The organism is Spirosoma knui (assembly GCF_054780635.1).
On sequence record NZ_BAAGVY010000003.1, the window covers coordinates 414,696 to 439,021 of the forward strand.

The window sequence follows — 24,326 nt, forward strand, 5'->3', positions numbered from 1 at the left end:
CCTGATAAGCCCTATGGAAAATCAACCACCCATTCCCCCAACAACACCTGCCTACATGAGTCAGAACGACGAACGGATGTGGGCGATGTTAACGCATTTAAGTGCCTTACCCGGTTCGTTTGTGCTTATCGGGAGCATTGTGCTTCCAATAGTCATCTGGCAGATTCAGAAAGAGAAGTCGGCCTATGTTGATTACCACGGTAAAGAAGCCGTTAACTTCAACATCACAATAGCCATTGCCGCGGCTGTATCGTTTCTGCTGATGTTTATCCTGATCGGCTTTGTATTGATCTGGATAGTTGGTGCTGTGTGGATTGTGTTTACCATTATCGCAGCAATCAAAGCGAATAATGGTGAATATTATCGCTACCCCGTAACGATACGGTTCATCAAATAGAATTAAGTCATGGGTTGTCATTGGTCATTTGTAGTTCTGGTAAACAGTGACAATAAATGACTACCCATGACTTACCAACTAAATTTCAGTTCCTTCTTCAACCGGTTCCGGCACTTCCTTCCCATCTGCGTCGATGATAGCCGGGCGAGGTCGACGGCGATTGACGAGGTAAAACAGGGGTGGTATGATTAGCGGTGTAAAGAACAACGTTGTCGTTAAACCGCCGATGATTACGGTTGCCAGCGGCCGCTGTACATCGGAGCCAATCCCGCTCGAAATGGCGGCCGGGACCAGACCAATGATGGCCACAATCATAATGGCCATAATAGCCCGGAATTGTTCCTGAGCGGTTTCGATGGCAATGTCCAGTAATGGCTTTTCGCTGCTCCGAAGGTTACGGTTGAGCGCCGACACCAGCAAGACCCCGGCCATAACCGAAATACCGAAGATCGACACAAACCCTACTCCAGCCGATACGTTAAAATTGTAGCCACGTAGCAGCAAGGCCCCTATCCCCCCGGCCAACGCAAACAGCAAACAAGTAAGGGTTAGCAGCGTATCACGGACGTTACCGTAGAGCATAAACAGGAATAGAAATACGACAACAATCGTCAGCGGAATAGAAATCGCTAACTGCCCACCGGCCCGTTCCAGGTTCTCGTACTGGCCACCGTAGATCACGCTGTAACCTTCGGGTATTTTGACGTGTTGCCTCACCTTGTGACTAATCTCACGAACAAACCCTCCTTGGTCACGCCCCCGAATATTGGTCCGTACCGTAACCATGCGTTTGCCGTTGATGCGATAGATATTCGTTTGCCCCTGCACGTAACGGATGTCGGCCAGTTCGCTCATTGGAATCAACGCACCCGTTGCCGACGGAACCTGCAATAAGCGAATGGCGTCGATACTTCCGCGACTTTCCGGCGTGAACCGCACGACGATATCGTACCGCTTAGCTTCGTCATAGACTGAGCCGATGGCTTTACCGCCAATCGCAGCTTCGATCATATTCTCAATCTCCGAGACATTGATGCCATAGCGAGCCGCAGCAGGTCGGTTAATCTTAATAGCTAGTTGATCTTGTGGGCCTTCCTGCTCAATATTTACAGACACAGCTCCGTTCATTCCCCGCACCAGGGCGGCAATACTATCGGCTTTGGCCCGCATCAGGTCCAGATCGTTACCAACCACCGAAATGGCCAGATCAGCCGCGCTCCCAGTCACAATCTCCATAACCTGGTCAATGATGGGTTGTCCCGATGAGAAGAACGCACCGGGAAATGCCTCTTGCAGTTCATTCTGCATCGAACGCACAATCTCCTTCTTCGATACGCTATCCGACCAGGTACTGTAATCCTTCAGGCCAACCAAGATTTCAGTCCGGTCAGATGGAAACGGATCGGTGCCATCGTCGTTACGTCCCGATTGGGTGATAACGAAGTTCACGGGCTTGTATTTACCGATGATGTCACGGATTTTCGGCGCGATCTTGGCGTTTTCCTGGATGGTTATACCCGATGGCATAAAGGCCCGCATGAAAATCGATCCTTCGTCTAACTCGGGTAAAAATTCGGTTCCGAGTTTCAACCCAAACCCGATCATAACCAATACTATCACCAACCCACCTCCTACAACCAGGCGCGGAGCCTTAAACAATGCCGACTTCAGTAACCACTGATACCCCCGCTCTAAAGGCGATAACAAGAAGTTCTTGTGTTCTTTAAGGGGTTTACCGTCTGGCGAAAGTGCCTTCCGGAAGGCAAACGATATCAACACCGGAATTATGGTTAAGGCACACAGCAACGAACCAATCACGGCGAACGACAACGTCAACGCCATCGGGCTAAAAAGCTTCCCTTCCACCCGCTGCATGAGCAGAATTGGCATGTAGGCCAGGATGATGATCGTAACCGAGAAGAAGATTTCCCGGGCTACTTCCCCCGCCGAGCGTGTCGTTACGTTGACAACGCCCTGGTTGCGCTCGGCCGGTCCCGCTGATCGGTACCTTCGAATCAGGTGTTCGGCCATAACGCTCGCTCCGTCGACAATGATACCAAAGTCAATGGCACCTAATGAGAGAAGGTTAGCCGGAATGCCTACCAGCTTCATCAGGATGAACGCGAACAAGAGCGAGAACGGAATGGTGACCGTCACGACCAAAGCGGCCCGTAGGCTACCCAGGAACAGCACGAGCAGAATCACCACAATCGAGATACCTTCGATGAGCGTATGCGCAACCGTTTCCAGCGAGTGATCAATTAAGAATCCCCGATCATAAAGTACGCGTAGATGAACCCCTTTTGGCAGCTCACGGGCTTCGAGATCAGCAATTTTTGCTTTGAGCAGTTCAAGAACCTCACTTGGATTTTCGCCCCGGCGCAACAGCACAATTCCTTCGGTCGCGCCCACTACGTCAAGCTTCTCGTCCGGTATCCGGTACCCTAAAATTCCGGAGGGTGAGGGCGGGTTAATCTCGACACTTGCCACATCGCGCACCAGAACCGGTACGCCTTCATTGGTCTTTAATACAATATTGCCAATGTCGTCGGGCGTCTTGAGTGCTCCAAGGCCACGAACGGCAAACCCCTGCCCTCCCCGAGCAATGATATTACCACCCGTGTTTTGGTTGTTCTTTCCGACGGCATCGATAACGTCCTGTAGGGTCAGATCAAACTTGCGGAGATTGGCCGGGTTCGGAATAACCTGATACTGCTTAATCGGCCCACCGAAGGTTGTTACGTCGGCTAGCCCCGGCACTTGCAGCAATTGCGGAATAATCGTCCAATCCTGCAAATCACGCAACTGCATCGGTGTCATACTGGCCGGTGCTTCAATGACATACCGATAGATTTCGCCCACGGCTGTTGTTAACGGGGCAAGTTCGGGTTCGACTCCTTCGGGTAACTGAGCCTGACTAAGCCGTTCGATGATTTGCTGGCGGGCAAAGTAATCCGATACGGTCTCATCAAAGTTCAACTGAACAACCGACAGCCCGAAAATTGTCCGCGAACGCCGATCTGTTACGTGCGGTACGTTGTTGAGCACCCGCTCAATGGGAATCGTAACCTGCTGTTCTACTTCCTCAGCCGCACGCCCTTCGTACTTGGCTATAATAATGACGTTTGTATCGGCTATATCGGGGTACGCTTCAATCTTCAGGAGTTTGAAGCACCATAAGCCTAGTCCCATCATCGCAACCGCCAGCCCAACAACGACCCAGCGATTACGAAGCGAGATTGTTATTAATTTCTGAATCATAATTTAGTAGGAGGACGGGGAGAGAGGGGAGGAATGGGAAGAAAGGAAAAGTTTAGAAGTAATCAGTGCTCTTCGTTCCTTTCATCCCACTCTTCCCCTTCTCCGTTTCTTCCCTCTTGTTATCAATACCCAAAACTTAAGCCTTTCAACTGCATTACGTTATCGACGACCACAGCCTCATTTTCGCGTAGACCGCTCTGTACAACAATCCGATCGGCTCGTTGCTGACCGAGCTGAACCGCCCGACGTTCGACCGTCTGTGGTCCGGCCTGAACGAATACGTAATCACGTCCTTGCACAGTTACAACCGCATCGCGCGAAACGGTCATGAACTGACCTTCTGTAACCCCAAACTGTACGGTGGCAAACATGCCCGCTTTCAACCGACCGTCAGGATTACTCACCGCAATGCGCAGTTTAATCTGTCGGGTGGTGTTATCGACGTAGTCGTTTATGTCATCAATACGACCTGCGAACCGCTCATTTGGAAACGAGGCAAAATTGAGCGTACAAGGCAGTCCTTTCTTGATACTGCCAAATTGATTCTCAGGAATTTCGCAGACGACCAAGATGGTATTCGGCTTTGCTCGACGTAACGCTTCGGGATCAAAACCAGCGAGTTTAAGCGTGGCTTCGTCGGAAATAATGGCCGCTTCTTCGTTGGCCAGTTGCGTTTGGGCTTCAATTACTTCTTTGCCTGATGCTGCTCCGTGCGCCTGCAAATCTTTTACGCGCTCCAGGTTTCCCCGCTGCGTCTGAATATTGATCCGGTGCTGCAAAATGGCGGTGTAGTTATCGGACAAGCCCGGATCGTCGAATAGAACAAGCCGCTCAGCCGGGTTTTCGACAGACCGCAACACCATCGCGGCTATGTGTCCTGGCGCGGCAAAATCAGTTTGTACGGCTCCAGGTTTCGTGGGTTGCGTCCTGAACGGCCGGATCATGGCGGCATCTGGAAACGTAATACGCATGCCATCCGGACTGATTGTCGGACGAGGTACGGAGTTTACCACTGGTTTTGCCTTGTCCTTACAGGCAAATGCAGCAAACGCCAGCAAGACGAGTGAATGACGGAACTTCATGTTAATAGTTATTGATCTGACCGGTTACGTACAGCAACCGGACGTAGTTTTGACGGTAGGTATAAAGCTCTTCGTAATACGTCGTTTGCGTATCGAACCAGGAGCGCTGGGCTTCTAATAAGTCGATGAGGTTGGTAGCACCCCGCAGGTATGCGTAGCGAACAGACGCCAACACCCGGTCGGCATCGCGCCGGATGCCGGTGTAACGATCGATGTTACGTCGGCTGGTCATGAACGACTGGTACGCCGTTTCGACTTCCGACCGAATGCGTGCCTGCGTCAACATGGCGGTCTGACTAGCCTGCTCCTGTAAGACCCTCGATTTCTGAATTTCGCCCTGATTGCGGTTATAAACGGGCAGTTCAAGCGTCAGAAATATACCCGCATACGGCACGGCATTCTGCGGGTTCCAGATTAGTCCCGCTTCATTGCGAGGCTTAGCCAGCACCTGTTGCAGATCCACGTTGCGACGGGCTGTTTCGAGATTCGCTTCCGCGACCTGCACATCCGAGCGGGTCATAGTGGCCAGGCGAATTAAACTATCCGGGCTGGCCACCACGGTGGGATACAGACGTAGTGGATTGATAACCATCGGATGAACGATCGAATCGTTCATGGCTACGCTGATGCTGTCGGTTGTTCCCAACACTAACCGCAATTCATTCAGCCGATTACTTAGCGTCTGCTGCGCTGAACGGGTCTGAATGTCATACTGGTCGGAGATTAACTGCGTACGGGTAAGGTCGGTGCTACTGATGACCAAATCTTTGAGCCGTACTTTGTTCAGCTGTACGAGCGTGTCGACGTTTGCTTTTGCACGTTGCAACAAAGCAAGCTGCACCCGAGCGTACCAGGCATCGAGGAACCGGTTAGCCGCATCGAACAGCAAATTGCGTTCGGTTTCGGCAACGCTTTTCGTAGCCAGATCGGTGTTTGCTTCGGCGAAGCGGCTCCGGTAAGTACGTTTGTTATAAATGTCAAACTCCTTGGTCGCCTGTAACCAAAACTGCCGACGCTGACGATTAAAGGGGCTCACCGCATCGGAAACAGGAGCGATTGCCCCTTGGTTTAACTGGAAAAGAGTTTGATTATTCAGTACAGGATTCGGCCGGAGATTTGCCGTAACCTGATCGGCCTGCGCAGCGTTAATGTTTAAACGCTCAACGCGCAGCACCGGACTAGTAGCCCGGACTTGTTGCAGGGTCTGTCGTAGCGTCAGCGGTGTCTGCGCAGAAGCGCACAGACTTAACGCACTGACTGACAGCAAATAACAGATGCGTGTTCGGTACAGCATTCGATTAGAAAGAACTCAGCAAAGAAACAGTCCTACCGATCGAAATGCAGCAAAAACTCAATTAAAAGGTTGTTAAATATACTTAGTAGAATCTTGTGTGCTTCGCTTAATAAGTCCTGCTTAGCTGACTAAAACCAGGGGCGACGTACTTTAAATGACTTACGTAAGCCACTGATTAAAAGGAAAGCTCCAACAATACCGAAGATGATGGCCAGCAACGTAATGTGTAGGATGGCGAACAGGACGGCGACCAAAATAATGATGACGGATGCCTTTAGCTTCCAGCTAATGCGTTGCCACCAGTTCAGCTCCTCACGTAACGGTATACCAAGACCTTGCCGGATGCGGTTACCGAGTCGAAGTTGATTTTTGGGCTTCGGTTTGGGCCGGGGTTGTTGCGTCGTTGTTTCGGTTGACGTTGCCAGTACGGTCTGCATTCGGTGGAGTCGACGCGTAACTCGTGTGTTGGTTAGCTCAATTGGCGATACGTCAGCACGGGCAATAGCTTCATCATTTACGTTCGTATCATGTACGGCTAGCACCTCTTCTTTACCCAGCCAATCGGGCGTTAGCGCAACCGAATCACGCGTTGGGGGCTCCACTGGCAGACGGGCAGCCGCACGAGGGGTTCGCTGAAAATAGGCAACGGGGCGATGGCAGGACGAAAAGAAAAGGCACAGAGAAGCTGCGAAAAGGATAACGGCGTTTTTCATTAGGTTGTATTTCGTGCAAACAAAGTTGTAGGCGCAAAACCGTTTAGACAACGAAACAGGTAAGCCAGTTAATATGATTTGCCTAAAAAAGCGCTAAAAACTGATTGACGTATCGGCGTTCCCGCCAGCCGATAAGTATAGAAAAGGAGCCTTCTTACTTTTTCAGCTAAACCGTTTTACCCGTTGTGTTTATGCGTCGAATTCTGCTTTGGCTAAGTGTATGTATAGGAATCGCCCAACTTGCTAACGGTCAAACCTCCGAACCTGTTTTCAATTACGATGAAGCGAAAGTAGGTTCTTATACGCTTCCTGATCCCTTACTTGCAGCAAATGGCAAGCGTATCACCACAAAAACCGAATGGAAAAGTCGCCGGACAGAACTGCTTAACCTATTCGCCGAACAGGTGTACGGAAAAACACCGACCCAACGAGTACGGCTGCGCTTTCAAACGACTCATACCGATCCCAATGCGCTAGGCGGACGAGCCATACGAAAACAGGTATCGATCTTTTTCGCGGACCATCCGAAATTGCCCTCAATCGACGTACTGCTTTATGTTCCGAAAGCCGCTAAACAACCTGTTCCCGTTTTTTTAGGACTTAATTTCTGCGGCAATCACTGCGTCACAACCGAGGCCGACATTCCGCTGTCGACCCGCTGGATGACTAATGCTCCCGGCGGAGTTTCGGTCAATAATCGCAACGGCGAACCGCAAGCCACTGAAAAAGCCCGCGGTATGCAGGAACGTCGCTGGCCAATTGACACGATCCTGGCGCGGGGTTATGCGGTAGCGACTGCTTATTATGGCGACATTGAGCCCGATCATCCGGCAGGATGGCGGTCAGGTATACGGTCTGTCCTCGGCGATACGACTCGCTCCGATAACTGGGGAGCCATTGGTGCCTGGGCGTGGGGTATGAGCCGGATACTGGACTATTTACAGACCGAATCGGCCGTCGACACTAAACGGGTTATTGGCATTGGGCACTCACGCATTGGTAAAGCGGCTTTATGGGCCGGTGCGCAGGATGAACGCTTTACGGCTGTTATCTCCAATGAATCGGGTGAAGGGGGGGCGGCACTCGCCCGCCGTTGGTATGGCGAAACTGTGGAGCGTATCAACACCAGCTTCCCGCACTGGTTCTGCAAGCAATACAAAACCTACAATCAGCGCGTCGATGCCTTACCCGTCGATCAGCACGAGCTACTGGCCTTGGTTGCCCCCCGCCCGCTTTACGTGGCCAGCGCCGATGGCGATCAATGGTCAGACCCGAAAGGCGAATTTTTAGGGGCCGTTCAGGCAGAATCCGTTTACACATTATTTGGCAAAACTGGATTGGGCACAACCACCTTTCCGGCTATCAATCAACCCGTTGGCCAAACGGTACGTTACCACAACCGCAGCGGCAAGCACGACGTTACGGTATATGACTGGATTCAATACCTGCGGTTTGCCGACGAATTAGTTCGGTAGTCGTGCCTACCTTTGGGGCATGATACCCGAAAATGATCCGCAACCCTGGCAGGTTGAAAACTCCGAGTACATCCACCAACGCCCCTGGTTTACCGTTCGTAGAGACTCCGTCCGGATGGCGAATGGTGGCCACATTCCCGACTATTTCATCTTCGAATATCCGAGCTGGATCAACGTAGTGGCCGTTACCACCGACGGTCAGTTGGTACTTATCCGCCAGTATCGGCATGGTATTGCGGGCGTTCACTACGAACTGTGCGCGGGTGTTGTCGACGCGGGCGAAGATCCCCTGGTGGCAGCTCAGCGCGAGCTTCTGGAAGAAACCGGCTTCGGCGGTGGTCAGTGGGAATCGCTGCTGACGCTTTCGGCAAACCCCGGCACGCACTCAAATCGTACGTATGCCTATCTGGCAACCGGCGTTGAGTTGAAGCAAGGCCAGCATCTTGAAAGCACCGAAGAAATTACAGTGCATTTAGTGTCACCCGAGCGAGCCCAACAGATCATCGACAACGGTGAGATGATGCAGTCACTACACATGGCTCCGTTGCTGCGGTATCTGTTAAGCCTTAACCAACCATCCGTTTAAATTGGCTTTTCAACTTTGCGGGCAGATGCGGAAGGGCAAGTAAGGCTTGTAACGCATCCTGATCGGTCGTTTTTCCTAAATACCAGTCGGCCACATCCCGAACTGTAACGGGGTAAGGCGATTGCTCAAGTAACTGGATGCTATCCCCCTGTTGCAGGTAGCCTTCCTCAACTACTCGAAAGTAAATGCCGCATCGAACGGCATCACTGAACTTCTTCGCCATAAATCGGTCGTCGAAGCGGGCGTTTAGTTTGTAACACGGGAAACGGGGCTGAACGGCCCGGAGTATTACGCTACCGATCCTATATACATCGCCGATACAGACATCGTCGTCGAGTAAGCCAGCCGTCGTCAGATTTTCGCCAAACAGGCCATGCGACCAGTCCGTACGCATCGGTAGCTGCTCCTGCCAGTACGTATAATGGGCGACATCATAGGCATAAACAGCCTTATCGAGTCCGCCATGAACGGTCAGGTCGGCCTGCGCATCACCTGCGATGTTTAAGGACGTAACGGCTAACTTGTCCGGAGTCGGCTGTTTATAGATGCTTGTTTCAAAAACTCGCCCACCCCAGGTTATGGTGGCTGGCGTTCCCACATTGACGGATAAAACTTCCATACGTATTGCCCCTGTATTGATTTCGTTAAACGTACTACGCAACGGCTTCATAGCGCCCGGCTACTTACTGCGCTCGAAAATAGCGTATCTTTGTGGCCCTTCATCAATTGTTCCCGTAGTTAATTAATACGTGTAATACCGCTCAGACAGTGATTATTCCTCTGGCCCATCGCGCCGACCAAACCCAAGAGTACTACTTCTCCGTCAAGCTGGCCGAAGTTCGTCGCCTTCAGGCAGCCGGTCACGATGTCATCAATATCGCCATCGGCAATCCCGACATGATGCCTTCGGATGGCACCATCGATGCCCTCATTGCTTCAGCCAGGCAGCCGGGTTCTCATGGTTATCAACCGTATAAAGGTACGCCGAACCTGCGCCAGGCGATTACGCAGTTCTATGCGCATACGTATGGCGTTACACTCGACCCCGATACGGAAATTTTACCCCTTATTGGTTCAAAAGAAGGCATTACGCATATTTCGTTAACGTTTCTGAACGATGGCGATGGCGTCCTGGTGCCGGAACTGGGCTATCCCGCGTATCGGGCCGTTAGCCAGATGCTGGGCGCAACCGTACGTGAGTATCCGCTACTGGAACATAGCGGCTGGCAACCCGATTGGGACGTAATGGCCGATATAGTTGCGGAATCCGCCGGTGGTCATGCCACAAAAATCATCTGGCTGAATTACCCGCACATGCCGACGGGCGCTCCGGCGACGCACTCGTTGTTCGAGCGGGCGGTTCGTTTTGCGCACGATAACGGTGTACTGCTCTGCCACGACAATCCCTATAGTCTCATTCTGAACAAGAAGCCGCCCATCAGCCTGCTTTCGGTCGATGGCGCCAAAGACGTAGCAGTTGAGCTAAACTCCATGAGCAAGTCGCATAATATGGCGGGCTGGCGGATCGGCTGGATGGCCGCAGCGAAGCCGTACGTCGACGCTGTACTGACCATGAAAAGTAACGTTGACTCCGGCCAGTTCAAGCCCATTATGGACGCAGCCGCGGTTGCGCTCACCAACTCCGACGACTGGCACCGCCAACGTAACGATGTGTACCAGGGCCGGTTAAATGCGGTTCACGCTTTCCTGGATGCACTCGGCTGTACGTACTCAGCGGATCAGGAAGGGCTTTTTATCTGGGCTAAGCTGCCCGACTCCGTCACTTCTCCCGAAGCGTTAGTCGACGATCTGCTCTATAACAAGCATGTGTTCATCACGCCTGGCTTCATCTTCGGCCCGAAAGGTCAGCGGTACATTCGCGTTTCGTTGTGCATGCCCAAAGAGCGCATCGAGCAGGCGGTGGGTCGTCTGAACCGGGATTGAGCTGACTTTATTTGATTAAACTGATGATTTGGTTAGGCTTCTGAGTATGATTAAAGCACAGTACAAATATTCTGATATTACTGCGAAAGTAATTGGCTGCGCTATGGAAGTCCATCGTGTTCTTGGCAGCGGATTCCAGGAAGTTATCTATCAGCGTGCCTTGGCCGTCGAGCTTGAACAGTGCGGATTAGACTTTGCCAGAGAGTATGATATGCCAATATTCTACAAAGGTGTTGCAGTAGGAGGTCGTAGAGTTGACTTTTACGTTGAGAATAAAATCGCGGTTGAGCTGAAAGCGCTAAAAGAGTTAGAGGACATACATCTGGCACAAGCCATAAATTATCTTGAAGCCTACAATCTTGAGATTGGCCTGCTAATCAATTTTGGAGGTTTGAAACTAGAATTCAAGCGACTTCTCAACCCACGTTATCGTATAACTAATTAGTACCGAACACACGCAGGTGTCGCAGGTGTTTATCTGCTTAATCAGAAAAAATCAGTTTAATCCCGGTTATGACAATCAGCATTATAGGTATCGGCTTACTCGGCGGCTCATTCGCGTTGGCAGTACGTGAAAAATACCCCAAAGCCCGATTTGTTGGCGTCGACGCTTCACCGGTACACGGGCAACTGGCGATTGCCAAAGGCATTGTCGATGACGTTCGTTCGCTCGACGAAGCCGTAGCGATGAGCGACCTCATTGTGCTGGCCATTCCGGTCAATGCCATTGTTGAATTACTCCCTTCGCTGCTGGATACGTTACCTGAGAAAGCGACCGTGGTGGATCTGGGGTCAACGAAAGAGCTGATCTGTCAGGCCGTAGAAGGTCACCCGAAGCGGGCGCAGTTTGTAGCCGCCCACCCCATGGCAGGTACGGAAAATTCGGGGCCGGGTGCCGCCTTCCGGGAGTTGCTACCCGGCAAAAATCTCATCATCTGCGACCGTGAAAAGAGCCGTCCTGACAGCCTGAAACTGGCCGAAGCGCTGTTCCTGGACATTGGCATGAAGATTTTCTACATGACGCCACAAGAGCATGATTTGCACCTAGCTTATGTTTCGCACTTGAGCCACATCAGCGCCTTCGCCCTGGGCCTGACGGTGCTGGAAAAAGAGAAAGATGAACAAGCCATCTTCGATATGGCCAGTACGGGTTTCAGCTCAACGGTACGCCTGGCTAAAAGCTCACCCCAGATGTGGGCACCGATTTTTGCTCAGAACCGCACAAACGTATCACAAGCGCTGGCCGATTATATTGAGTTTTTGCAGCAGTTCAAGCAGGTCATCGACGATCAGGACGTAACAACCTCGCTCGAATTTATGCAGCGCGCCAACGTAATCCGGCGCGTACTGGATGGTATTGAAAAGCGATGAGTCTTATTGCTCATTCCTTGTCATTAATCATGGGTTATCATTGATTGTATTAGGTAGAGCCGACACACTATCACAACCCATAATTAATGACCAATGACTACAAATGACTAATCAACTAAGGTTTTTTGAGTAGGTAGTTGATGCCAACGGTTGTTTGCGTTTGCAGCGTTGAATTATCGGATAAACAACGACCGTAATTCCGCTCATGAAGGGCTTCGAGCGACCACCGCTTACCTAGCCGGTACTGGCCCCCTACCCCTGCATTGACCATCCCGAACCGGTTGGTTTCTTCAACCCGTAACGTACCACCGGTTGGCGTTGCTTCAAACGTATACGTCCGGTTGCGGCTCTGTCCGTAATAATAACCGGCTTGTCCGAATACCGTTACCTTATTCGTACGCATGAAGTAGTACCGGGTCGACAAACCAGCGCCCGTGTAACTGTACTGCTTGCCGTTGGTCTCGTGCCGCCCCTCAACATTCACTGACCAGCCATTCTTCACAAAATACTGCGCCCGTGGCGTTATCCGCCCGTAGGTACCTGTGGGCCCGCTCGTTCCGCCCCCAAGCCCCAGTCCAACGCTAAACTTACCCTGACCCAACAGGTCATTTTGCTTACTCTTCGGTTGGGTCTGAGCCACGGCTACCAACGGGAGCAAGACGAACAGAAGTGAGAATTGTCTTTTCATAAAACAGTTTCCCAAGTTACGCAGTAGATATATAGTACAGTCGCAGTAATCCAGACGACTTAACATTTATTAACAATAATCTTAGCGTTTATGCAACCACAAACTGCTCAGCCAGCCACCCAGTCTGGTACGTTCACCATCGGGAACGATATTACCGTCAATCGGCTAGGCTACGGAGCCATGCGCATCACCGGCCAGGGTATTTGGGGACCGCCCAAAGACCGCGACGAGGCCATTCGCGTTTTGAAACGGACGCTTGATCTAGGCATTAATTTTATCGACACAGCCGACAGCTATGGACCTAACGTATCGGAAGAGTTGATCGCCGAAGCCCTGTACCCTTACCCCGAAGGCTTGCTGATCGCTACGAAAGGCGGCTTATTACGTACAGGACCGAATCAGTGGCCGGTTGACGGAAGCCGCAAGCACCTGGAAGAAGCGCTCGACGGCAGCCTCAAACGCCTGAAAGTCGACCATATTGATTTGTATCAACTACACCGATTCGACGATAAGGTACCCGCCGAGGAGTTCCTTGGCTTTTTGCAGGAAGCGCAGCAAAAAGGCAAAATTCGGCACATTGGCTTATCAGAAGTGGATGTCGATAAAATAAAGCAGGCGCAGGAATACTTTGAGGTGGTTACAGTCCAGAACATGTACAGTTTCGGCCAGCAGCAATGGAATTCGACGCTGAAGTTCTGCGAAGAAAACAACATCGGGTTTATACCCTGGTACCCGCTGGGCGGTGGCGACCTGGAATCCGAGCAGGCTATTCACCGCGTAGCCGAACGTCACGGTGCCAGTGAATATCAGATTGCGTTAGCCTGGTTGCTGGCCGCATCGCCCGTCATGCTGCCGATTCCCGGTACATCGTCGGTGAAACACCTGGAAGAAAATACGGCGGCCGCTGAAATAAAGCTGACCGAAGAAGACCTTCAGGACTTACCGTTGCCCAAGTAATTCACTGAAACAGACTTCTTATGACTTCTCAACAGAAACAGGATCCACAGCAGTTGCTGATGTCAACGCTGCACCGGCTCCAGGATGGCGTCGAACGCGTTTCGCCGGCCAGCGATTTGATTGATCAGTGGAGTCAGGTGCTCGGCGAAGGCAATCAAACGCTGGAGAACATTGCGGATGAATTGTACGTATTGAAACGATCAATGGCCGAAGGAAAAATTCCGCAGATCGCCGGGGCATTACACACGTTGAGTAAACTCACGAAGCAAGCCGCGAACGAATCGTCAGAGGCTGACTTGGTGGGTCAGTTGAACCAACTCGCCGAACTTCTCGACGATGCCTCAGCTCGTATAGCACAGTCCCGCTAAGCCGGGCCGTTCAAGCACAAAAAAGCCAGCCGTTTACGCGGCTGGCTTTTTTTATGGTCTGATGCAGTACTAAGCAGCTTTGTGCAGCGCTTTCACTTTTTCGAAAGCGGCTTTCAGTTCGCTCAACTGTTTTTGCAGATCCTCCTTGATGTAAGCAGGAATATGATCTTTTTCGATGGCATCCTCATAGGCTTCAACCGCTGCATTCTCACCAAACTCTACCGAGCTCAGGACAGTATCGCGGTCTTTGCCGGTCAGCGCGGATTTGATATCGATCCAGGCCCGGTGAATCTTGCTCGATACATCCGTCGACGTAGCGTCAGATACGGCGGAACCATCGATCCGAACAATGTGATCAGCAAGCTGACTCCGGAAGTTCTGGCTTTGAATAACGTAGTGCCGGAACAGGTCATCCAATTGCGGATCTTCGTTGTCTTCGATGGCTTTTTCAAACCCCATGATGCGGTCGTTATTGATCTTCACCAGATCATTGAGATCATCGACAATTTCTTCATTCTTGATCATAATCGTTGTGTTTGATAGTTGTGAATCAGCCAATATAACTGCGTCTACTCCGAATTGTTCATCCATCGGGCGAACATCTTTTTGCGGAAACTGCGTACGCACGAGCCAGTCATTTAAGTTACTCAAGAATGAACAGTGGAATAAATTTATACTTCGGCCAGCTCATACAGTCTATTACGACTATATAATAAATTCCTACTATAATGATTTTTAGGCTTAGTTTACTTTTTTTTATTTTTCTTTCGTAAACGGCGTGTTTTATCCCGTTAGCTCGGTTAGTTCGTGTTTCAACAAATTATTTTTCGGTCATGCAAAACCATAGTACTAGGTTGTTCGTAGTTACATTAATTCTCTGACGAACAGGGGAACGATGCACTAACTTTTTTACTCAATGAAAACATTACCTCAAGACAATACTGATGTCCGTCAGATGCTGAGCGGTAAAGAATCCGCAGCCGTCGGGCGCCGAATGTTTATGCGTTATGTAGGCGCTACGGCCGCGGCAGGCGTAGCCTTAAGTGCCTGCCGCGATCAGGTTATGGAACCCGTTAGCCGGGGGGCGGCCCGTGCGGGCGACACGGTTGATCTGGGCGATATTGGGTATAACGATGTAGGTGTTCTGAACTACGCATACGCGCTGGAACAGTTGGAAGCTGCTTTCTACACCCAGGTTATTATGACCCCCTACATGGGCATGAATGGCTACGAGCGGACGGTTCTGATGGACATTCGTGACCACGAAATTGCTCACCGCGAACTGTTCAAAGCCGCGTTGAGTAGTGCTGCCATTCCGGGTTTAACGCCCAACTTCAGCAGCATCAACTTCAGCAGCCGGGCGTCGGTACTGGGCACGGCCCGCGTTTTTGAAGCCGTCGGCGTATCTGCTTATAACGGAGCGGGTAAACTGATTAAAAACGCCGATTACCTGACACTAGCGGGTAAAATCGTTTCGGTAGAAGCACGGCATACGTCGATTATCAGTGAAATGTTGAATCCAATGACTGCATCTTTTGCTGGCGACGATATCGTAAACCCAGGCTCAAGTTCAGGCTTAGGGGAGGCACGCATGCCCGAAGAGGTTCTAGCTCTGGTAAGACCCTTTATTCAGGAAACAGTCAACGGTAAAAACTACGTAGTAAGATAAGCCCCCAACAGCCATGAATTTACAAAACATACTTAACGAAATAGAAAACGTTGACGCCGAAGTGTACGAACGGCTTGACCACGTATCCCGTCGCCACGTTTTCCAGAATCTGCTTAAGAAAGCGGTTCTGGGCGTAGCGCCTGTTGCTTTCGGTGCTATTTTAAATAAAGCGTATGCACAAAATTCGGCTGTAGTCGAGGTGTTGAATTTCGCCCTGACGCTGGAATACCTGGAAGCCGAATTTTACAACCGGGGACTGGCAGCGCCTAATCTGATTACCGGTGCCGAGGGTCTGAATACGTTCCGGCAAATTGCCAAGCACGAAAATGCTCACGTAGCATTGCTGAAATCAGCCCTGGGTGGCGCGGCTGTTGCAAAACCGAATTTCGATTTCACGGCCAAAGGTACATTCCCAACCGTATTTAGCAGTTACCAAACGTTTATCGCCGTGGCGCAGGCGTTTGAAGACACGGGTGTTCGCGCTTATAAAGGCCAGGCCCCTCGTCTGATCGGTGCGCCGGATGTCCTGACCGTTGCGCTGCAAATTCACTCGGTTGAAGCTCTTCACGCGGCTAAAGTACGTTACTTTAATGGTAATAAAGGATGGATTATGGGATCGGCGGGCTTCCCGGCCGCTGTCTACGCGGGTGAAGGAGAGGTAACACAAGGCGGTGTTAACCTTACGTCGCTCACAGGTCTTAGTGCTGACCGTATTTCGGAAGCGTTTGATGAACCACTAACTAAAGAGCAGGTGCTGGCCATTGCCACTCCGTTCCTGGCCTAGTGATTTCTTCTCCCAAACAAAACGACCGACAGGATTTCTGTCGGTCGTTTTGTTTAGAGACTATTTACCTATTTTAGCCATTGGGCGAACTCGAGGTTATGCCGCCGAGACGTAACGTTGCCCCTTTTTCGTAGGCGGTCGGATTAGACGGGTCAAGGCTGATCTGTGCAATGATGCCATTCCAGCCGGGTATCCGGCTCAGGTCAATTTCGTACACTCGATACTGCCCATCCCCAACGATCGGGAAATTGACGTATCGGTCTTCGAACGGCATGAAATCAATATCGCCGGGTCGAAGCCAGCTCAGGCGGGCCGTGGTCGCCTTGGTTTTGAAAGCGGCCTCTATGTACATCTTGGGCACATCACTTGCCTTCCAGAAAACCCACGGACTTTTTATGCGGAAATCCCGCTTTGTGGTATCTGTCCGCTCCCACCGGATGTTCAGCTCGTTCTGAATGGGCCAGCCTTTATCCTGCGCGTTATAATAATGCCATCCTTCACGGTCGCGGTCGAACCGGAAATTCGGAGCGGCCGAGGGACGGGGCTGACTATAGGCAAATTGCCGGATGTCGGCCAGCGAACCAACAACCAGGTAGTATTCATAGTCGTACTGCCCGTTATGATCGATGACCAGGAACCCGTCGCTGTTCATATATCCGCTGGACTGGTCAAACTCTCCACCGATTTTAGGCGTTCCGAATCCAGCCGTCCGGTACCGGAATTCGTTCCCTCGATACAACCCAACGCCCCGGCCTTTATCGTTCAGTAACGCAACCCAGTTTTCAGTCCCGTACCGGGTAATCATTTCCCGGTCGGCATACTCCGATATGGCAGCATTGGTGAACGGCTGCAGCCCCGTATACGTCACCATCCGGTAGTAGGGACCATTCAGATACACGCAGGGCGTTTCCTGCGTACGGGCTTCATACTGGGTGGTATCGGAACGGTTGACCACCAGGCGGCACCGCACGTGCACTACGTTCCCCTGGAGTTCATACCAATGTTCCATAATGCAGTCAGCGGGCTCATCGAAGAGCGGCCAGATCGACGGGATCGTTTTAACGTACAGCTGATTCTGCGTCTGCTGATAGCTAAGGATACGGGCTGGGTGATTGTAATAATCGCCGGTTTGAACGGGATTCCACCCTAAGCTCCGCCACTGGTTGACCGGATTTTTGCCGTTTACACTGTATGGGATAGGTCCCGAATAGAATGCTGTCTGGAGCTGCCGCCCCAGATCGGCATTGTTGATCATGTTTTCTGAGCTACCGGCCTCAGCGAGGTAGTTAATGGCCCCCCCCATGTTCAGATCGATAGCAACCCGAACTTTATCGTTGGTCAGGAAGAGCCGCTTTTCGGGGGCGAGTTGCTCCTGAGGAGGCAATCCCGTGCTGGGTGTGTTCGGTTTTACGGGCGCTACGTAGGGCGCTGTGGCTGGGTAATCCCGCGTACAGGTGAAGGCCAGGAACCCAATAACAATATAAAGAATCGACTTGTAGAAGCGAAGCATGAACAGCGAGTAATGTCTGGTTAAACCAAAAATAAGGCGCTTACGCGCGTTTTCCAAGTATACTTATCCTGTAACCCTTTCTCTACGACTTGGTAAAATCTGGGAATAGTCACACTTTTTTTGACGTAATCATCCGTCGTTTCGGCTGAAACCACTATTTTTGCAGGATTTTTGGCCACCCACTAATGGCCTCATAGTCACGGCATGACGTATTGTCATTCTTTAGGAGCCATCACTCATTCGGGGCCGCCCGCACGGTTTATTGTCCGCTGAAAAATGCCTAAAAACACTAATATCCGCTCAATTCTTATTATTGGCTCTGGCCCTATTATCATTGGTCAGGCATGTGAGTTTGACTATTCCGGTTCGCAGGCCGCCCGGTCATTACGGGAAGAAGGAATTGAGGTCGCGTTGATTAACTCCAACCCGGCTACCATCATGACTGATCCGATCAACGCGGATCATGTGTACCTGCTGCCTCTGGAGAAAAAATCCATCGTCGAAATCCTGAAAAAACACCAGGAGATGGGTCGGCCGATCGATGCCGTTCTGCCCACAATGGGCGGACAGACCGCGTTGAACTTAGCCATCGACTGCGATAAGGCAGGTATTTGGGAAAAGTATAACGTTCAGATCATCGGCGTAGACATTCGGGCGATTGAGACCACCGAAGACCGCGAAAAGTTTCGGCTCAAGATGCTGGAATTAGGCGTCGGCGTCTGCAAAGGTCGTACGGCCCGTTCGTTCCTGGAAGGTAAAGAAATTGCTCAGGAGATCGGGTTTCCGCTCGTTATCCGGCCGTCATTTACTCTCGGTGGTACGGGAGGTGGCTTTGTGGAGCGTCCTGAAGATTTTGACAAAGCCTTGACGGCTGGTCTGCACGCATCCCCGGTGCACGAGGTCCTGGTTGAACAGAGTGTGATGGGCTGGAAAGAGTATGAGCTGGAGTTGTTACGGGATGGCAACGGTAATTTTATTATCGTCTGCTCGATCGAAAACTTCGACCCAATGGGCATTCACACCGGCGATAGCATCACGGTTGCCCCGGCTATGACCCTGCCCGATACCTTGTATCAGCAGATGCGCGACTTGTCGATTAAGATGATGAACGCTATTGGCACCTTCGCCGGCGGCTGTAACGTACAGTTCTCGGTTAATCCGCAGACCGACGACATCATTGCCATTGAAATCAATCCGCGGGTAAGCCGCTCGTCCGCACTGGCCTCTAAAGCAACGGGGTACCCAATTGCCAAGATTGCCGCTAAAATGGCCATTGGCTATAACCTCGATGAGCTAATCAACCCCATTACGGGAACCACATCGGCCTTCTTCGAGCCTGCCATTGACTACGTAATCGTAAAAGTGCCCCGCTGGAACTTCGATAAGTTCCCCGGTGCTGACCGTTCGCTGGGTCTCCAGATGAAGTCCGTGGGTGAAACCATGGGTATCGGTCGGAATTTTCAGGAGGCTTTACAGAAAGCCTGTCAATCGCTTGAAATCCGACGTAACGGGCTAGGGGCCGATGGGCGTGAACTAACCGATCGGCAAGCACTGACGCAGAGTCTGGCTCACCCAAGCTGGAACCGGCTTTTTCATATTTACGACGCCTTCAAAGCGGGCATGTCGTTCCGTACCATTCAGCAGTTGACCAAGATTGATCCGTGGTTCCTGCATCAGATTGAAGAGTTGATTGAGTTGGAACGCGAAATCCAGCAGTATGACCTGGACGATCTGCCACCGGAATTACTACGTACCGCCAAGCAGAAAGGCTACGCCGACCGGCAACTGGCCCACCTGCTGAGTGTAAAAGAAAGTAAGGTATACGAGTATCGCCAGCGTCATAACATTCGTCGGGTGTACAAGTGCGTAGACACCTGTGCGGCTGAGTTTGAAGCGAAAACGCCTTACTACTACTCGACCTTCAACAACCAGCTACCGATCACGACCGACCGTCCGGAACCCGTTTCCGATCTGCCGGGCAACGAGTCTGTACGTAGCAACCGTAAGAAAGTCGTTGTACTGGGCTCAGGCCCTAACCGCATTGGTCAGGGTATCGAATTTGACTACTCCTGCGTTCACGGGGTTCTGGCAGCCAAAGAAGCGGGGTACGAGACGATCATGATCAACTGTAACCCGGAAACTGTTTCGACTGATCCGGACATTGCCGATAAACTGTACTTTGAACCCGTCTTCTGGGAGCACGTTCACGCGATCATCATGCACGAACAGCCGGAGGGTGTGATTGTGCAGTTGGGTGGTCAGACGGCCCTGAAGATGGCCGAGAAGCTGACGCGTTATGGCATCAAGATTATTGGTACGAGTTGGGAAGCGCTGGATTTGGCCGAAGACCGGGGGCATTTCTCAGAAATGCTGCGCAAGCTGGACATCCCCTATCCGAAATTTGGAACGGTGCGTGAATCGGAAGCGGCCATTGAACTGTCGAGAGATCTTGGCTTTCCGCTGCTGGTTCGCCCGAGCTACGTATTAGGCGGTCAGAGCATGAAGATTGTCATCAACGAAAGCGAACTGGAAACGCACGTTATGAAGATCTTGCAGGATATTCCTGACAACAACATTTTGCTCGACCACTTCCTGGAGAACGCTATTGAGGCCGAAGCCGACGCCATTTGCGACGGTGAAGACGTGCACATTATTGGCATCATGGAGCATATTGAACCCGCCGGTATTCACTCGGGCGATTCGTATGCCTTGCTCCCCCCTTTCGATTTAAGCGAACACGTAATTAGCCAGATTGAAGAGTACACGAAGAAGATTGCGGTTGCCTTGAAAACGGTGGGTTTGATCAACATCCAGTTTGCCGTTAAAGACGAGCAGGTGTATGTGATTGAAGCGAACCCACGTGCCAGCCGTACGGTACCCTTCATCTGCAAAGCCTATCAGGAGCCGTATGTAAACTACGCCACCAAGGTGATGCTGGGCGATAAAAAGGTGAAAGATTTCGATTTCAAGCCGGTTAAGAAAGGATTTGCGATCAAGATTCCGGTGTTCTCTTTCAATAAATTTCCGAATGTGAACAAGGAGCTCGGCCCCGAAATGAAATCGACCGGCGAAGGCATCTACTTCATTGATGACCTTACCGACGACTTCTTCCAGAAGGTATACGGCGAACGTAACTTATACCTGAGCCGATAAGCACAGGTGATACGTAAAAACAGTGTGCCACGCTCAGTAGGGTGTGGCACACTGTTTTTTATCTTTGTTCAGTCTAAACCAGGAGGACGACCTCCCCCACTGTGGGAAACTGATTCGGGACGACCCGGTCTATCAAAATCGGTCAGTATCATGTCCTGGATTTATTTAGTGCTTGCTGGACTATTAGAGGTTGTTTGGGCTTACTCCATGAAGCAGTCGGCTGGTTTTACCCGGCTAATCCCATCCGTTATTACTATCGTTGCCATGATCGCCAGCTTTAGCCTGTTAGCTTTAGCCATGCGCACCTTATCGCTCGGCACAGCCTACACCATATGGACTGGCATCGGAGCCGTTGGAGCATTTACGTTAGGCATTTTATGGCTTGGCGAACCCATCAACGCGACTCGCCTAATAGCCGCTTTATTGATTATTGGGGGCCTTATCCTGATGAAACTTTCCTCAGACCAATAAACCTATAAGTGACAACGTACAGCCCCTCAGTCTTTACAGGGACACAACTGTTTTGTTGCGATTTGCGTTAAGAAAACAGATATTTACGTAGTACGTCTAACGATAGAAATTATGACGGTTATAGCTGTTAATTTGGAAGATAACATCCTTAAGGACCTGAAAGAAGTTTCGGATGAGTTTAGCTTACCTTCCGACCAAATGATCAGTCGGATCGTAAAAAACTATTTACACGTAGAAAAAATGAGGAAGCTTCGTCGGGAGCTAAAAGGCACTGCTGAAGCCGCTGGATTTTCTTCCGAGGAGGATATTTACCGGAAGATTTCCTAGTTATCAACCAAATACGTATTTTTGAGGACTAACAGATTCGGACAAAGAGGCTGTCGGGATCGATTATACATCTCATATTTGATATGGAAACGTCTCCACGTTTGCCTGCCTCTACATCGCTTGTTTTCGACACAAACGTTCTAATTTCAACATTCGTCTTCCCCGGTTTTGCAGCCGATGTTTATGACCACTGCGCTCTTCACTTTGAGCTTTATACATCGGAGTGGATACTAAGCGAGTTTAATGAAAAGCTAGAATACAAGTTTGGCTATTCATCAGAACGGCGTAACCGCATTATCTCAACGATCCAGGATAGACATATTATGATCACTCCTACGAACGAGTTACCTACCGCATCGGCCGACCCGGATGATAATCATGTGCTTCGGGCTGCTTTGTTTGTTAAGGCTGACTTTCTGATTACAGGCGACAAAGAACACCTTCTGCCGCTCAAGCGAGTCGAAACCACCGAAATCGTAAGCCCGAGAGAGTTTCATGAGCGTTATATGACGTAGTGTAGGCCCGTTTCCAGGCGTTTACAGTGAAAAGAACTCCAGATCTGTAGCACGTCAGAACTGGTCTCGTTCAAACGCATAACGGCTCTGCCCTATCACTAAGGCGGAGCCGTTATAATTAATTAGGCCTGTTCGATTAAAACCCTAAACCAACCGCAAACCCACGGATCGTTGCCGTTACCGGAACCGAAGAAACAGACGTAGCAGCGCCCGTTGTCAGGTTGATGGTGTACAAACGAGTTTGGCCGCCCGAACGTAGCATGGCGTAGGCCGTACCCGATGTGCCGCCGATATCGAATCCATTAGCCCCTTCTATATTCAGACCCAATTCGCCAACCGGCACCAACGTACCGTTGTTCGGTGGAATCTGGCGATTGAGCAGCGCACTCGAACGAGTATCAATGTCGTACAATGTAGTAGCGGTTGCACCAGGGAAATTATTGGTATAAGCAGCCGCTGTTACGTTCGGACCACCCGGGTTTAACGTACCATCGACAATAACCGAGTTATCATTCGGGTTGTAGCGCAGGTTCTGTCCGCTGTTGCTGACAATCCGGATACGGTCGACCGTAGGGTTAAAGTCAAAGCCATAGTCACCAATCGTAACAGCCGGCGAAATCGGAGCGCCAACCGCCGTAACGGCCCCGTTTGACGTATTGATGGTATAGACCCGTCCGGTGCTACCTAAGGCGTATAATTGTCCGTTAAGCGGCCGGAAATCAATGCCATATACACTTTCACCACTTTGCAGACCCGTAAGGGCTTTCGTCGTCATGATGGAACCCGTAGCTGGGTTAATGAAGTGCAGAGTGTTGGCTGCGTCAACGGCGTACGCGATCGGATCGGTTGGAATCGCCAGGCCAACGATACTCATAGCACCGGGCAGATTTCCCAGCAACTCAGCTCGTCCGGTCGTCAGGTTGATCTCGTACAAACCTTGTGTCAGATTGCTGATGAGCGTAGCAATGGCCGAGCCGTTCGGAGCAATGTCAAAGTTGCCGACGCCAGCGACATTGATGCCTAGCGGACCTACCTCGGCCAACGTACCGTCGTTGGGCGGGTTTTGCCGGTATAGCTTGTCGGCGAAGGGATCAATATCATACAACGTAGTGGTGGTTACGCCTGCCTGGTTGTTAGTGTAGGCAACGCCCGAAACAGCCGCTCCCGGCACCCCGTTGATTGGTCCATCGGTGATCATAACCGTACCTGTCTCCGGATTAAGCCGCAGGTTCTGGCCTAACTGGGTAACCAACCGAATCCGGTCGACGGTCGGATTGAAATCAAACCCAACGGCATCGCCCATGATAGCAGGTGTGAACGGCCCATTGCCAACCGGCGTTGCAACCCCATTCATCAAATTGATGGTATACAACCGGCTGCCACTGCTGACCGCATACAACTGGCCCGTTGCGGGTCTGAAGTCGATGCCCATCAGCCGTTCGTTGTTCAGAACGCCGGTAATGGACGTAGTGCCCATACTGACCGATGGATTCTGCGTACTTAGCTTCACTAATCGGTTGTCGTCCGTCAGCACGTAAAACATAAAGTCAGCGGACAAACGAGCATTGGCACGGCCTGGCCCATCCGCCGAAACGAATTGAGGTTCTTCCTTACAGGCGTTGAGCATGAACAGCGACCCAAACGCTAGCAGGGCGGCCATCTTACGTAGTTCTTTTCTGTAGAGCATAGTCATGTGTTATTGAACGTTGCTGAACGAAGCATGTGCTTCATTACTTCGGACTATACGGGCCACAGCTGCTT

23 protein-coding genes are annotated in these 24,326 nt (G+C 51.1%); 14 read left to right on the forward strand and 9 right to left on the reverse strand.

The annotated features are described in order from the left end of the window. Positions 1-13 precede the first annotated feature (13 nt). Positions 14-397 (forward strand): DUF4870 domain-containing protein, encoded by a 384-nt coding sequence (locus ACYVIY_RS10380; protein ID WP_460976259.1) that lies wholly within the window; start codon positions 14-16, stop codon positions 395-397. A 78-nt stretch (positions 398-475) separates the two neighbouring features. Here the strand turns inward: ACYVIY_RS10380 and ACYVIY_RS10385 are convergent, their stop codons facing one another. The 4 genes from ACYVIY_RS10385 to ACYVIY_RS10400 all read right to left on the reverse strand — a co-directional run bounded on the left by ACYVIY_RS10385 (position 476) and on the right by ACYVIY_RS10400 (position 6,747). After that, positions 476-3,658 (reverse strand): efflux RND transporter permease subunit, encoded by a 3,183-nt coding sequence (locus tag ACYVIY_RS10385; protein ID WP_460976260.1) that lies wholly within the window; start codon positions 3,656-3,658, stop codon positions 476-478. Between the two features lie 122 nt (positions 3,659-3,780). Beyond that, entirely contained in the window at positions 3,781-4,740 is a 960-nt protein-coding gene (locus tag ACYVIY_RS10390; protein ID WP_460976261.1) for an efflux RND transporter periplasmic adaptor subunit, read from the reverse strand. A 1-nt stretch (position 4,741) separates the two neighbouring features. Then, positions 4,742-6,034, reverse strand: coding sequence for a TolC family protein (locus ACYVIY_RS10395; protein ID WP_460976262.1), 1,293 nt, complete (start codon positions 6,032-6,034; stop codon positions 4,742-4,744). A gap of 128 nt (positions 6,035-6,162) precedes the next feature. After that, positions 6,163-6,747: a hypothetical protein gene (locus tag ACYVIY_RS10400; RefSeq protein WP_460976263.1), complete on the reverse strand. Its 585-nt coding sequence runs from the start codon at positions 6,745-6,747 to the stop codon at positions 6,163-6,165. 191 nt (positions 6,748-6,938) lie between these two features. Between ACYVIY_RS10400 and ACYVIY_RS10405 the strand changes: the two genes are divergently transcribed. Beyond that, positions 6,939-8,222 carry a glucuronyl esterase domain-containing protein gene (locus tag ACYVIY_RS10405; protein WP_460976264.1) on the forward strand — a complete coding sequence of 428 codons (1,284 nt, stop codon included), beginning with the start codon at positions 6,939-6,941 and terminating at the stop codon, positions 8,220-8,222. A gap of 19 nt (positions 8,223-8,241) precedes the next feature. Next, entirely contained in the window at positions 8,242-8,808 is a 567-nt protein-coding gene (locus tag ACYVIY_RS10410) for an NUDIX hydrolase (RefSeq protein ID WP_460976265.1), read from the forward strand. Here ACYVIY_RS10410 and ACYVIY_RS10415 read toward each other — a convergent pair. After that, positions 8,789-9,427, reverse strand: a complete 639-nt coding sequence (locus ACYVIY_RS10415) for an MOSC domain-containing protein (protein ID WP_460976266.1) — start codon at positions 9,425-9,427, stop codon at positions 8,789-8,791. The genes ACYVIY_RS10410 and ACYVIY_RS10415 overlap by 20 nt on opposite strands. Before the next feature lie 149 nt (positions 9,428-9,576). Here ACYVIY_RS10415 and ACYVIY_RS10420 point away from each other — a divergent pair, with 149 nt between their 5' ends. From ACYVIY_RS10420 to ACYVIY_RS10430, 3 genes are all read left to right on the forward strand, one after another. Continuing rightward, complete coding sequence (locus ACYVIY_RS10420) at positions 9,577-10,752, forward strand: pyridoxal phosphate-dependent aminotransferase (protein WP_460976267.1); 1,176 nt, start codon at positions 9,577-9,579, stop codon at positions 10,750-10,752. Positions 10,753-10,798: 46 nt separating this feature from the next. Continuing rightward, positions 10,799-11,197, forward strand: coding sequence for a GxxExxY protein (locus ACYVIY_RS10425; RefSeq protein ID WP_460976268.1), 399 nt, complete (start codon positions 10,799-10,801; stop codon positions 11,195-11,197). A 68-nt stretch (positions 11,198-11,265) separates the two neighbouring features. Next, positions 11,266-12,123, forward strand: a complete 858-nt coding sequence (locus ACYVIY_RS10430; protein WP_460976269.1) for a prephenate dehydrogenase — start codon at positions 11,266-11,268, stop codon at positions 12,121-12,123. A 115-nt stretch (positions 12,124-12,238) separates the two neighbouring features. On the opposite strand, the gene ACYVIY_RS10435 is transcribed toward ACYVIY_RS10430, so the two are convergent. Continuing rightward, positions 12,239-12,811, reverse strand: a complete 573-nt coding sequence (locus ACYVIY_RS10435) for a porin family protein (protein ID WP_460976270.1) — start codon at positions 12,809-12,811, stop codon at positions 12,239-12,241. A gap of 90 nt (positions 12,812-12,901) precedes the next feature. On the opposite strand from ACYVIY_RS10435, the gene ACYVIY_RS10440 reads away from it, so the two are divergent. Both ACYVIY_RS10440 and ACYVIY_RS10445 read left to right on the forward strand, forming a co-directional pair. Beyond that, on the forward strand, positions 12,902-13,768 hold the full coding sequence (locus ACYVIY_RS10440) for an aldo/keto reductase (RefSeq protein ID WP_460976271.1): 867 nt from the start codon (positions 12,902-12,904) through the stop codon (positions 13,766-13,768). 20 nt (positions 13,769-13,788) lie between these two features. Next, positions 13,789-14,136: a hypothetical protein gene (locus tag ACYVIY_RS10445; protein WP_460976272.1), complete on the forward strand. Its 348-nt coding sequence runs from the start codon at positions 13,789-13,791 to the stop codon at positions 14,134-14,136. Positions 14,137-14,205: 69 nt separating this feature from the next. Here the strand turns inward: ACYVIY_RS10445 and ACYVIY_RS10450 are convergent, their stop codons facing one another. Then, complete coding sequence (locus ACYVIY_RS10450) at positions 14,206-14,661, reverse strand: ferritin-like domain-containing protein (RefSeq protein WP_460976273.1); 456 nt, start codon at positions 14,659-14,661, stop codon at positions 14,206-14,208. A gap of 391 nt (positions 14,662-15,052) precedes the next feature. On the opposite strand from ACYVIY_RS10450, the gene ACYVIY_RS10455 reads away from it, so the two are divergent. Both ACYVIY_RS10455 and ACYVIY_RS10460 read left to right on the forward strand, forming a co-directional pair. Next, positions 15,053-15,805, forward strand: coding sequence for a ferritin-like domain-containing protein (locus ACYVIY_RS10455; RefSeq protein ID WP_460976274.1), 753 nt, complete (start codon positions 15,053-15,055; stop codon positions 15,803-15,805). Between the two features lie 13 nt (positions 15,806-15,818). After that, positions 15,819-16,589 carry a ferritin-like domain-containing protein gene (locus ACYVIY_RS10460; protein WP_460976275.1) on the forward strand — a complete coding sequence of 257 codons (771 nt, stop codon included), beginning with the start codon at positions 15,819-15,821 and terminating at the stop codon, positions 16,587-16,589. A gap of 73 nt (positions 16,590-16,662) precedes the next feature. Here the strand turns inward: ACYVIY_RS10460 and ACYVIY_RS10465 are convergent, their stop codons facing one another. After that, on the reverse strand, positions 16,663-18,099 hold the full coding sequence (locus ACYVIY_RS10465; protein WP_460976276.1) for a hypothetical protein: 1,437 nt from the start codon (positions 18,097-18,099) through the stop codon (positions 16,663-16,665). Between the two features lie 276 nt (positions 18,100-18,375). On the opposite strand from ACYVIY_RS10465, the gene carB reads away from it, so the two are divergent. The 4 genes from carB (at position 18,376) to ACYVIY_RS10485 (ending at position 22,565) form a co-directional block, all read left to right on the forward strand. Continuing rightward, a complete protein-coding gene (carB, locus tag ACYVIY_RS10470) occupies positions 18,376-21,252 on the forward strand; it encodes a carbamoyl-phosphate synthase large subunit (RefSeq protein WP_460976277.1) in 2,877 nt (958 codons plus the stop codon). A gap of 150 nt (positions 21,253-21,402) precedes the next feature. Beyond that, positions 21,403-21,723, forward strand: coding sequence for a DMT family transporter (locus ACYVIY_RS10475; RefSeq protein WP_460976278.1), 321 nt, complete (start codon positions 21,403-21,405; stop codon positions 21,721-21,723). Between the two features lie 111 nt (positions 21,724-21,834). After that, the gene (locus ACYVIY_RS10480) at positions 21,835-22,050 is read left to right on the forward strand and encodes a hypothetical protein (protein WP_460976279.1); all 216 of its coding nucleotides are present in this window, start codon (positions 21,835-21,837) and stop codon (positions 22,048-22,050) included. An 83-nt stretch (positions 22,051-22,133) separates the two neighbouring features. Then, positions 22,134-22,565, forward strand: a complete 432-nt coding sequence (locus ACYVIY_RS10485; protein WP_460976280.1) for a putative toxin-antitoxin system toxin component, PIN family — start codon at positions 22,134-22,136, stop codon at positions 22,563-22,565. A 136-nt stretch (positions 22,566-22,701) separates the two neighbouring features. Here the strand turns inward: ACYVIY_RS10485 and ACYVIY_RS10490 are convergent, their stop codons facing one another. Further along, positions 22,702-24,252: a DUF4394 domain-containing protein gene (locus ACYVIY_RS10490; RefSeq protein ID WP_460976281.1), complete on the reverse strand. Its 1,551-nt coding sequence runs from the start codon at positions 24,250-24,252 to the stop codon at positions 22,702-22,704. Positions 24,253-24,326 lie beyond the last annotated feature (74 nt).

Coding starts and splice junctions, on each gene's coding strand:
- ACYVIY_RS10380 (WP_460976259.1), top strand. CDS start 14: ATGGAAAATCAACCACCCATTCCCCCAACAACACCTGCCTACATGAGT.
- ACYVIY_RS10385 (WP_460976260.1), bottom strand. CDS start 3,658: ATGATTCAGAAATTAATAACAATCTCGCTTCGTAATCGCTGGGTCGTT.
- ACYVIY_RS10390 (WP_460976261.1), bottom strand. CDS start 4,740: ATGAAGTTCCGTCATTCACTCGTCTTGCTGGCGTTTGCTGCATTTGCC.
- ACYVIY_RS10395 (WP_460976262.1), bottom strand. CDS start 6,034: ATGCTGTACCGAACACGCATCTGTTATTTGCTGTCAGTCAGTGCGTTA.
- ACYVIY_RS10400 (WP_460976263.1), bottom strand. CDS start 6,747: ATGAAAAACGCCGTTATCCTTTTCGCAGCTTCTCTGTGCCTTTTCTTT.
- ACYVIY_RS10405 (WP_460976264.1), top strand. CDS start 6,939: ATGCGTCGAATTCTGCTTTGGCTAAGTGTATGTATAGGAATCGCCCAA.
- ACYVIY_RS10410 (WP_460976265.1), top strand. CDS start 8,242: ATGATACCCGAAAATGATCCGCAACCCTGGCAGGTTGAAAACTCCGAG.
- ACYVIY_RS10415 (WP_460976266.1), bottom strand. CDS start 9,427: ATGGAAGTTTTATCCGTCAATGTGGGAACGCCAGCCACCATAACCTGG.
- ACYVIY_RS10425 (WP_460976268.1), top strand. CDS start 10,799: ATGATTAAAGCACAGTACAAATATTCTGATATTACTGCGAAAGTAATT.
- ACYVIY_RS10430 (WP_460976269.1), top strand. CDS start 11,266: ATGACAATCAGCATTATAGGTATCGGCTTACTCGGCGGCTCATTCGCG.
- ACYVIY_RS10435 (WP_460976270.1), bottom strand. CDS start 12,811: ATGAAAAGACAATTCTCACTTCTGTTCGTCTTGCTCCCGTTGGTAGCC.
- ACYVIY_RS10440 (WP_460976271.1), top strand. CDS start 12,902: ATGCAACCACAAACTGCTCAGCCAGCCACCCAGTCTGGTACGTTCACC.
- ACYVIY_RS10445 (WP_460976272.1), top strand. CDS start 13,789: ATGACTTCTCAACAGAAACAGGATCCACAGCAGTTGCTGATGTCAACG.
- ACYVIY_RS10450 (WP_460976273.1), bottom strand. CDS start 14,661: ATGATCAAGAATGAAGAAATTGTCGATGATCTCAATGATCTGGTGAAG.
- ACYVIY_RS10455 (WP_460976274.1), top strand. CDS start 15,053: ATGAAAACATTACCTCAAGACAATACTGATGTCCGTCAGATGCTGAGC.
- ACYVIY_RS10460 (WP_460976275.1), top strand. CDS start 15,819: ATGAATTTACAAAACATACTTAACGAAATAGAAAACGTTGACGCCGAA.
- ACYVIY_RS10465 (WP_460976276.1), bottom strand. CDS start 18,099: ATGCTTCGCTTCTACAAGTCGATTCTTTATATTGTTATTGGGTTCCTG.
- carB (WP_460976277.1), top strand. CDS start 18,376: ATGCCTAAAAACACTAATATCCGCTCAATTCTTATTATTGGCTCTGGC.
- ACYVIY_RS10475 (WP_460976278.1), top strand. CDS start 21,403: ATGTCCTGGATTTATTTAGTGCTTGCTGGACTATTAGAGGTTGTTTGG.
- ACYVIY_RS10480 (WP_460976279.1), top strand. CDS start 21,835: ATGACGGTTATAGCTGTTAATTTGGAAGATAACATCCTTAAGGACCTG.
- ACYVIY_RS10485 (WP_460976280.1), top strand. CDS start 22,134: ATGGAAACGTCTCCACGTTTGCCTGCCTCTACATCGCTTGTTTTCGAC.
- ACYVIY_RS10490 (WP_460976281.1), bottom strand. CDS start 24,252: ATGCTCTACAGAAAAGAACTACGTAAGATGGCCGCCCTGCTAGCGTTT.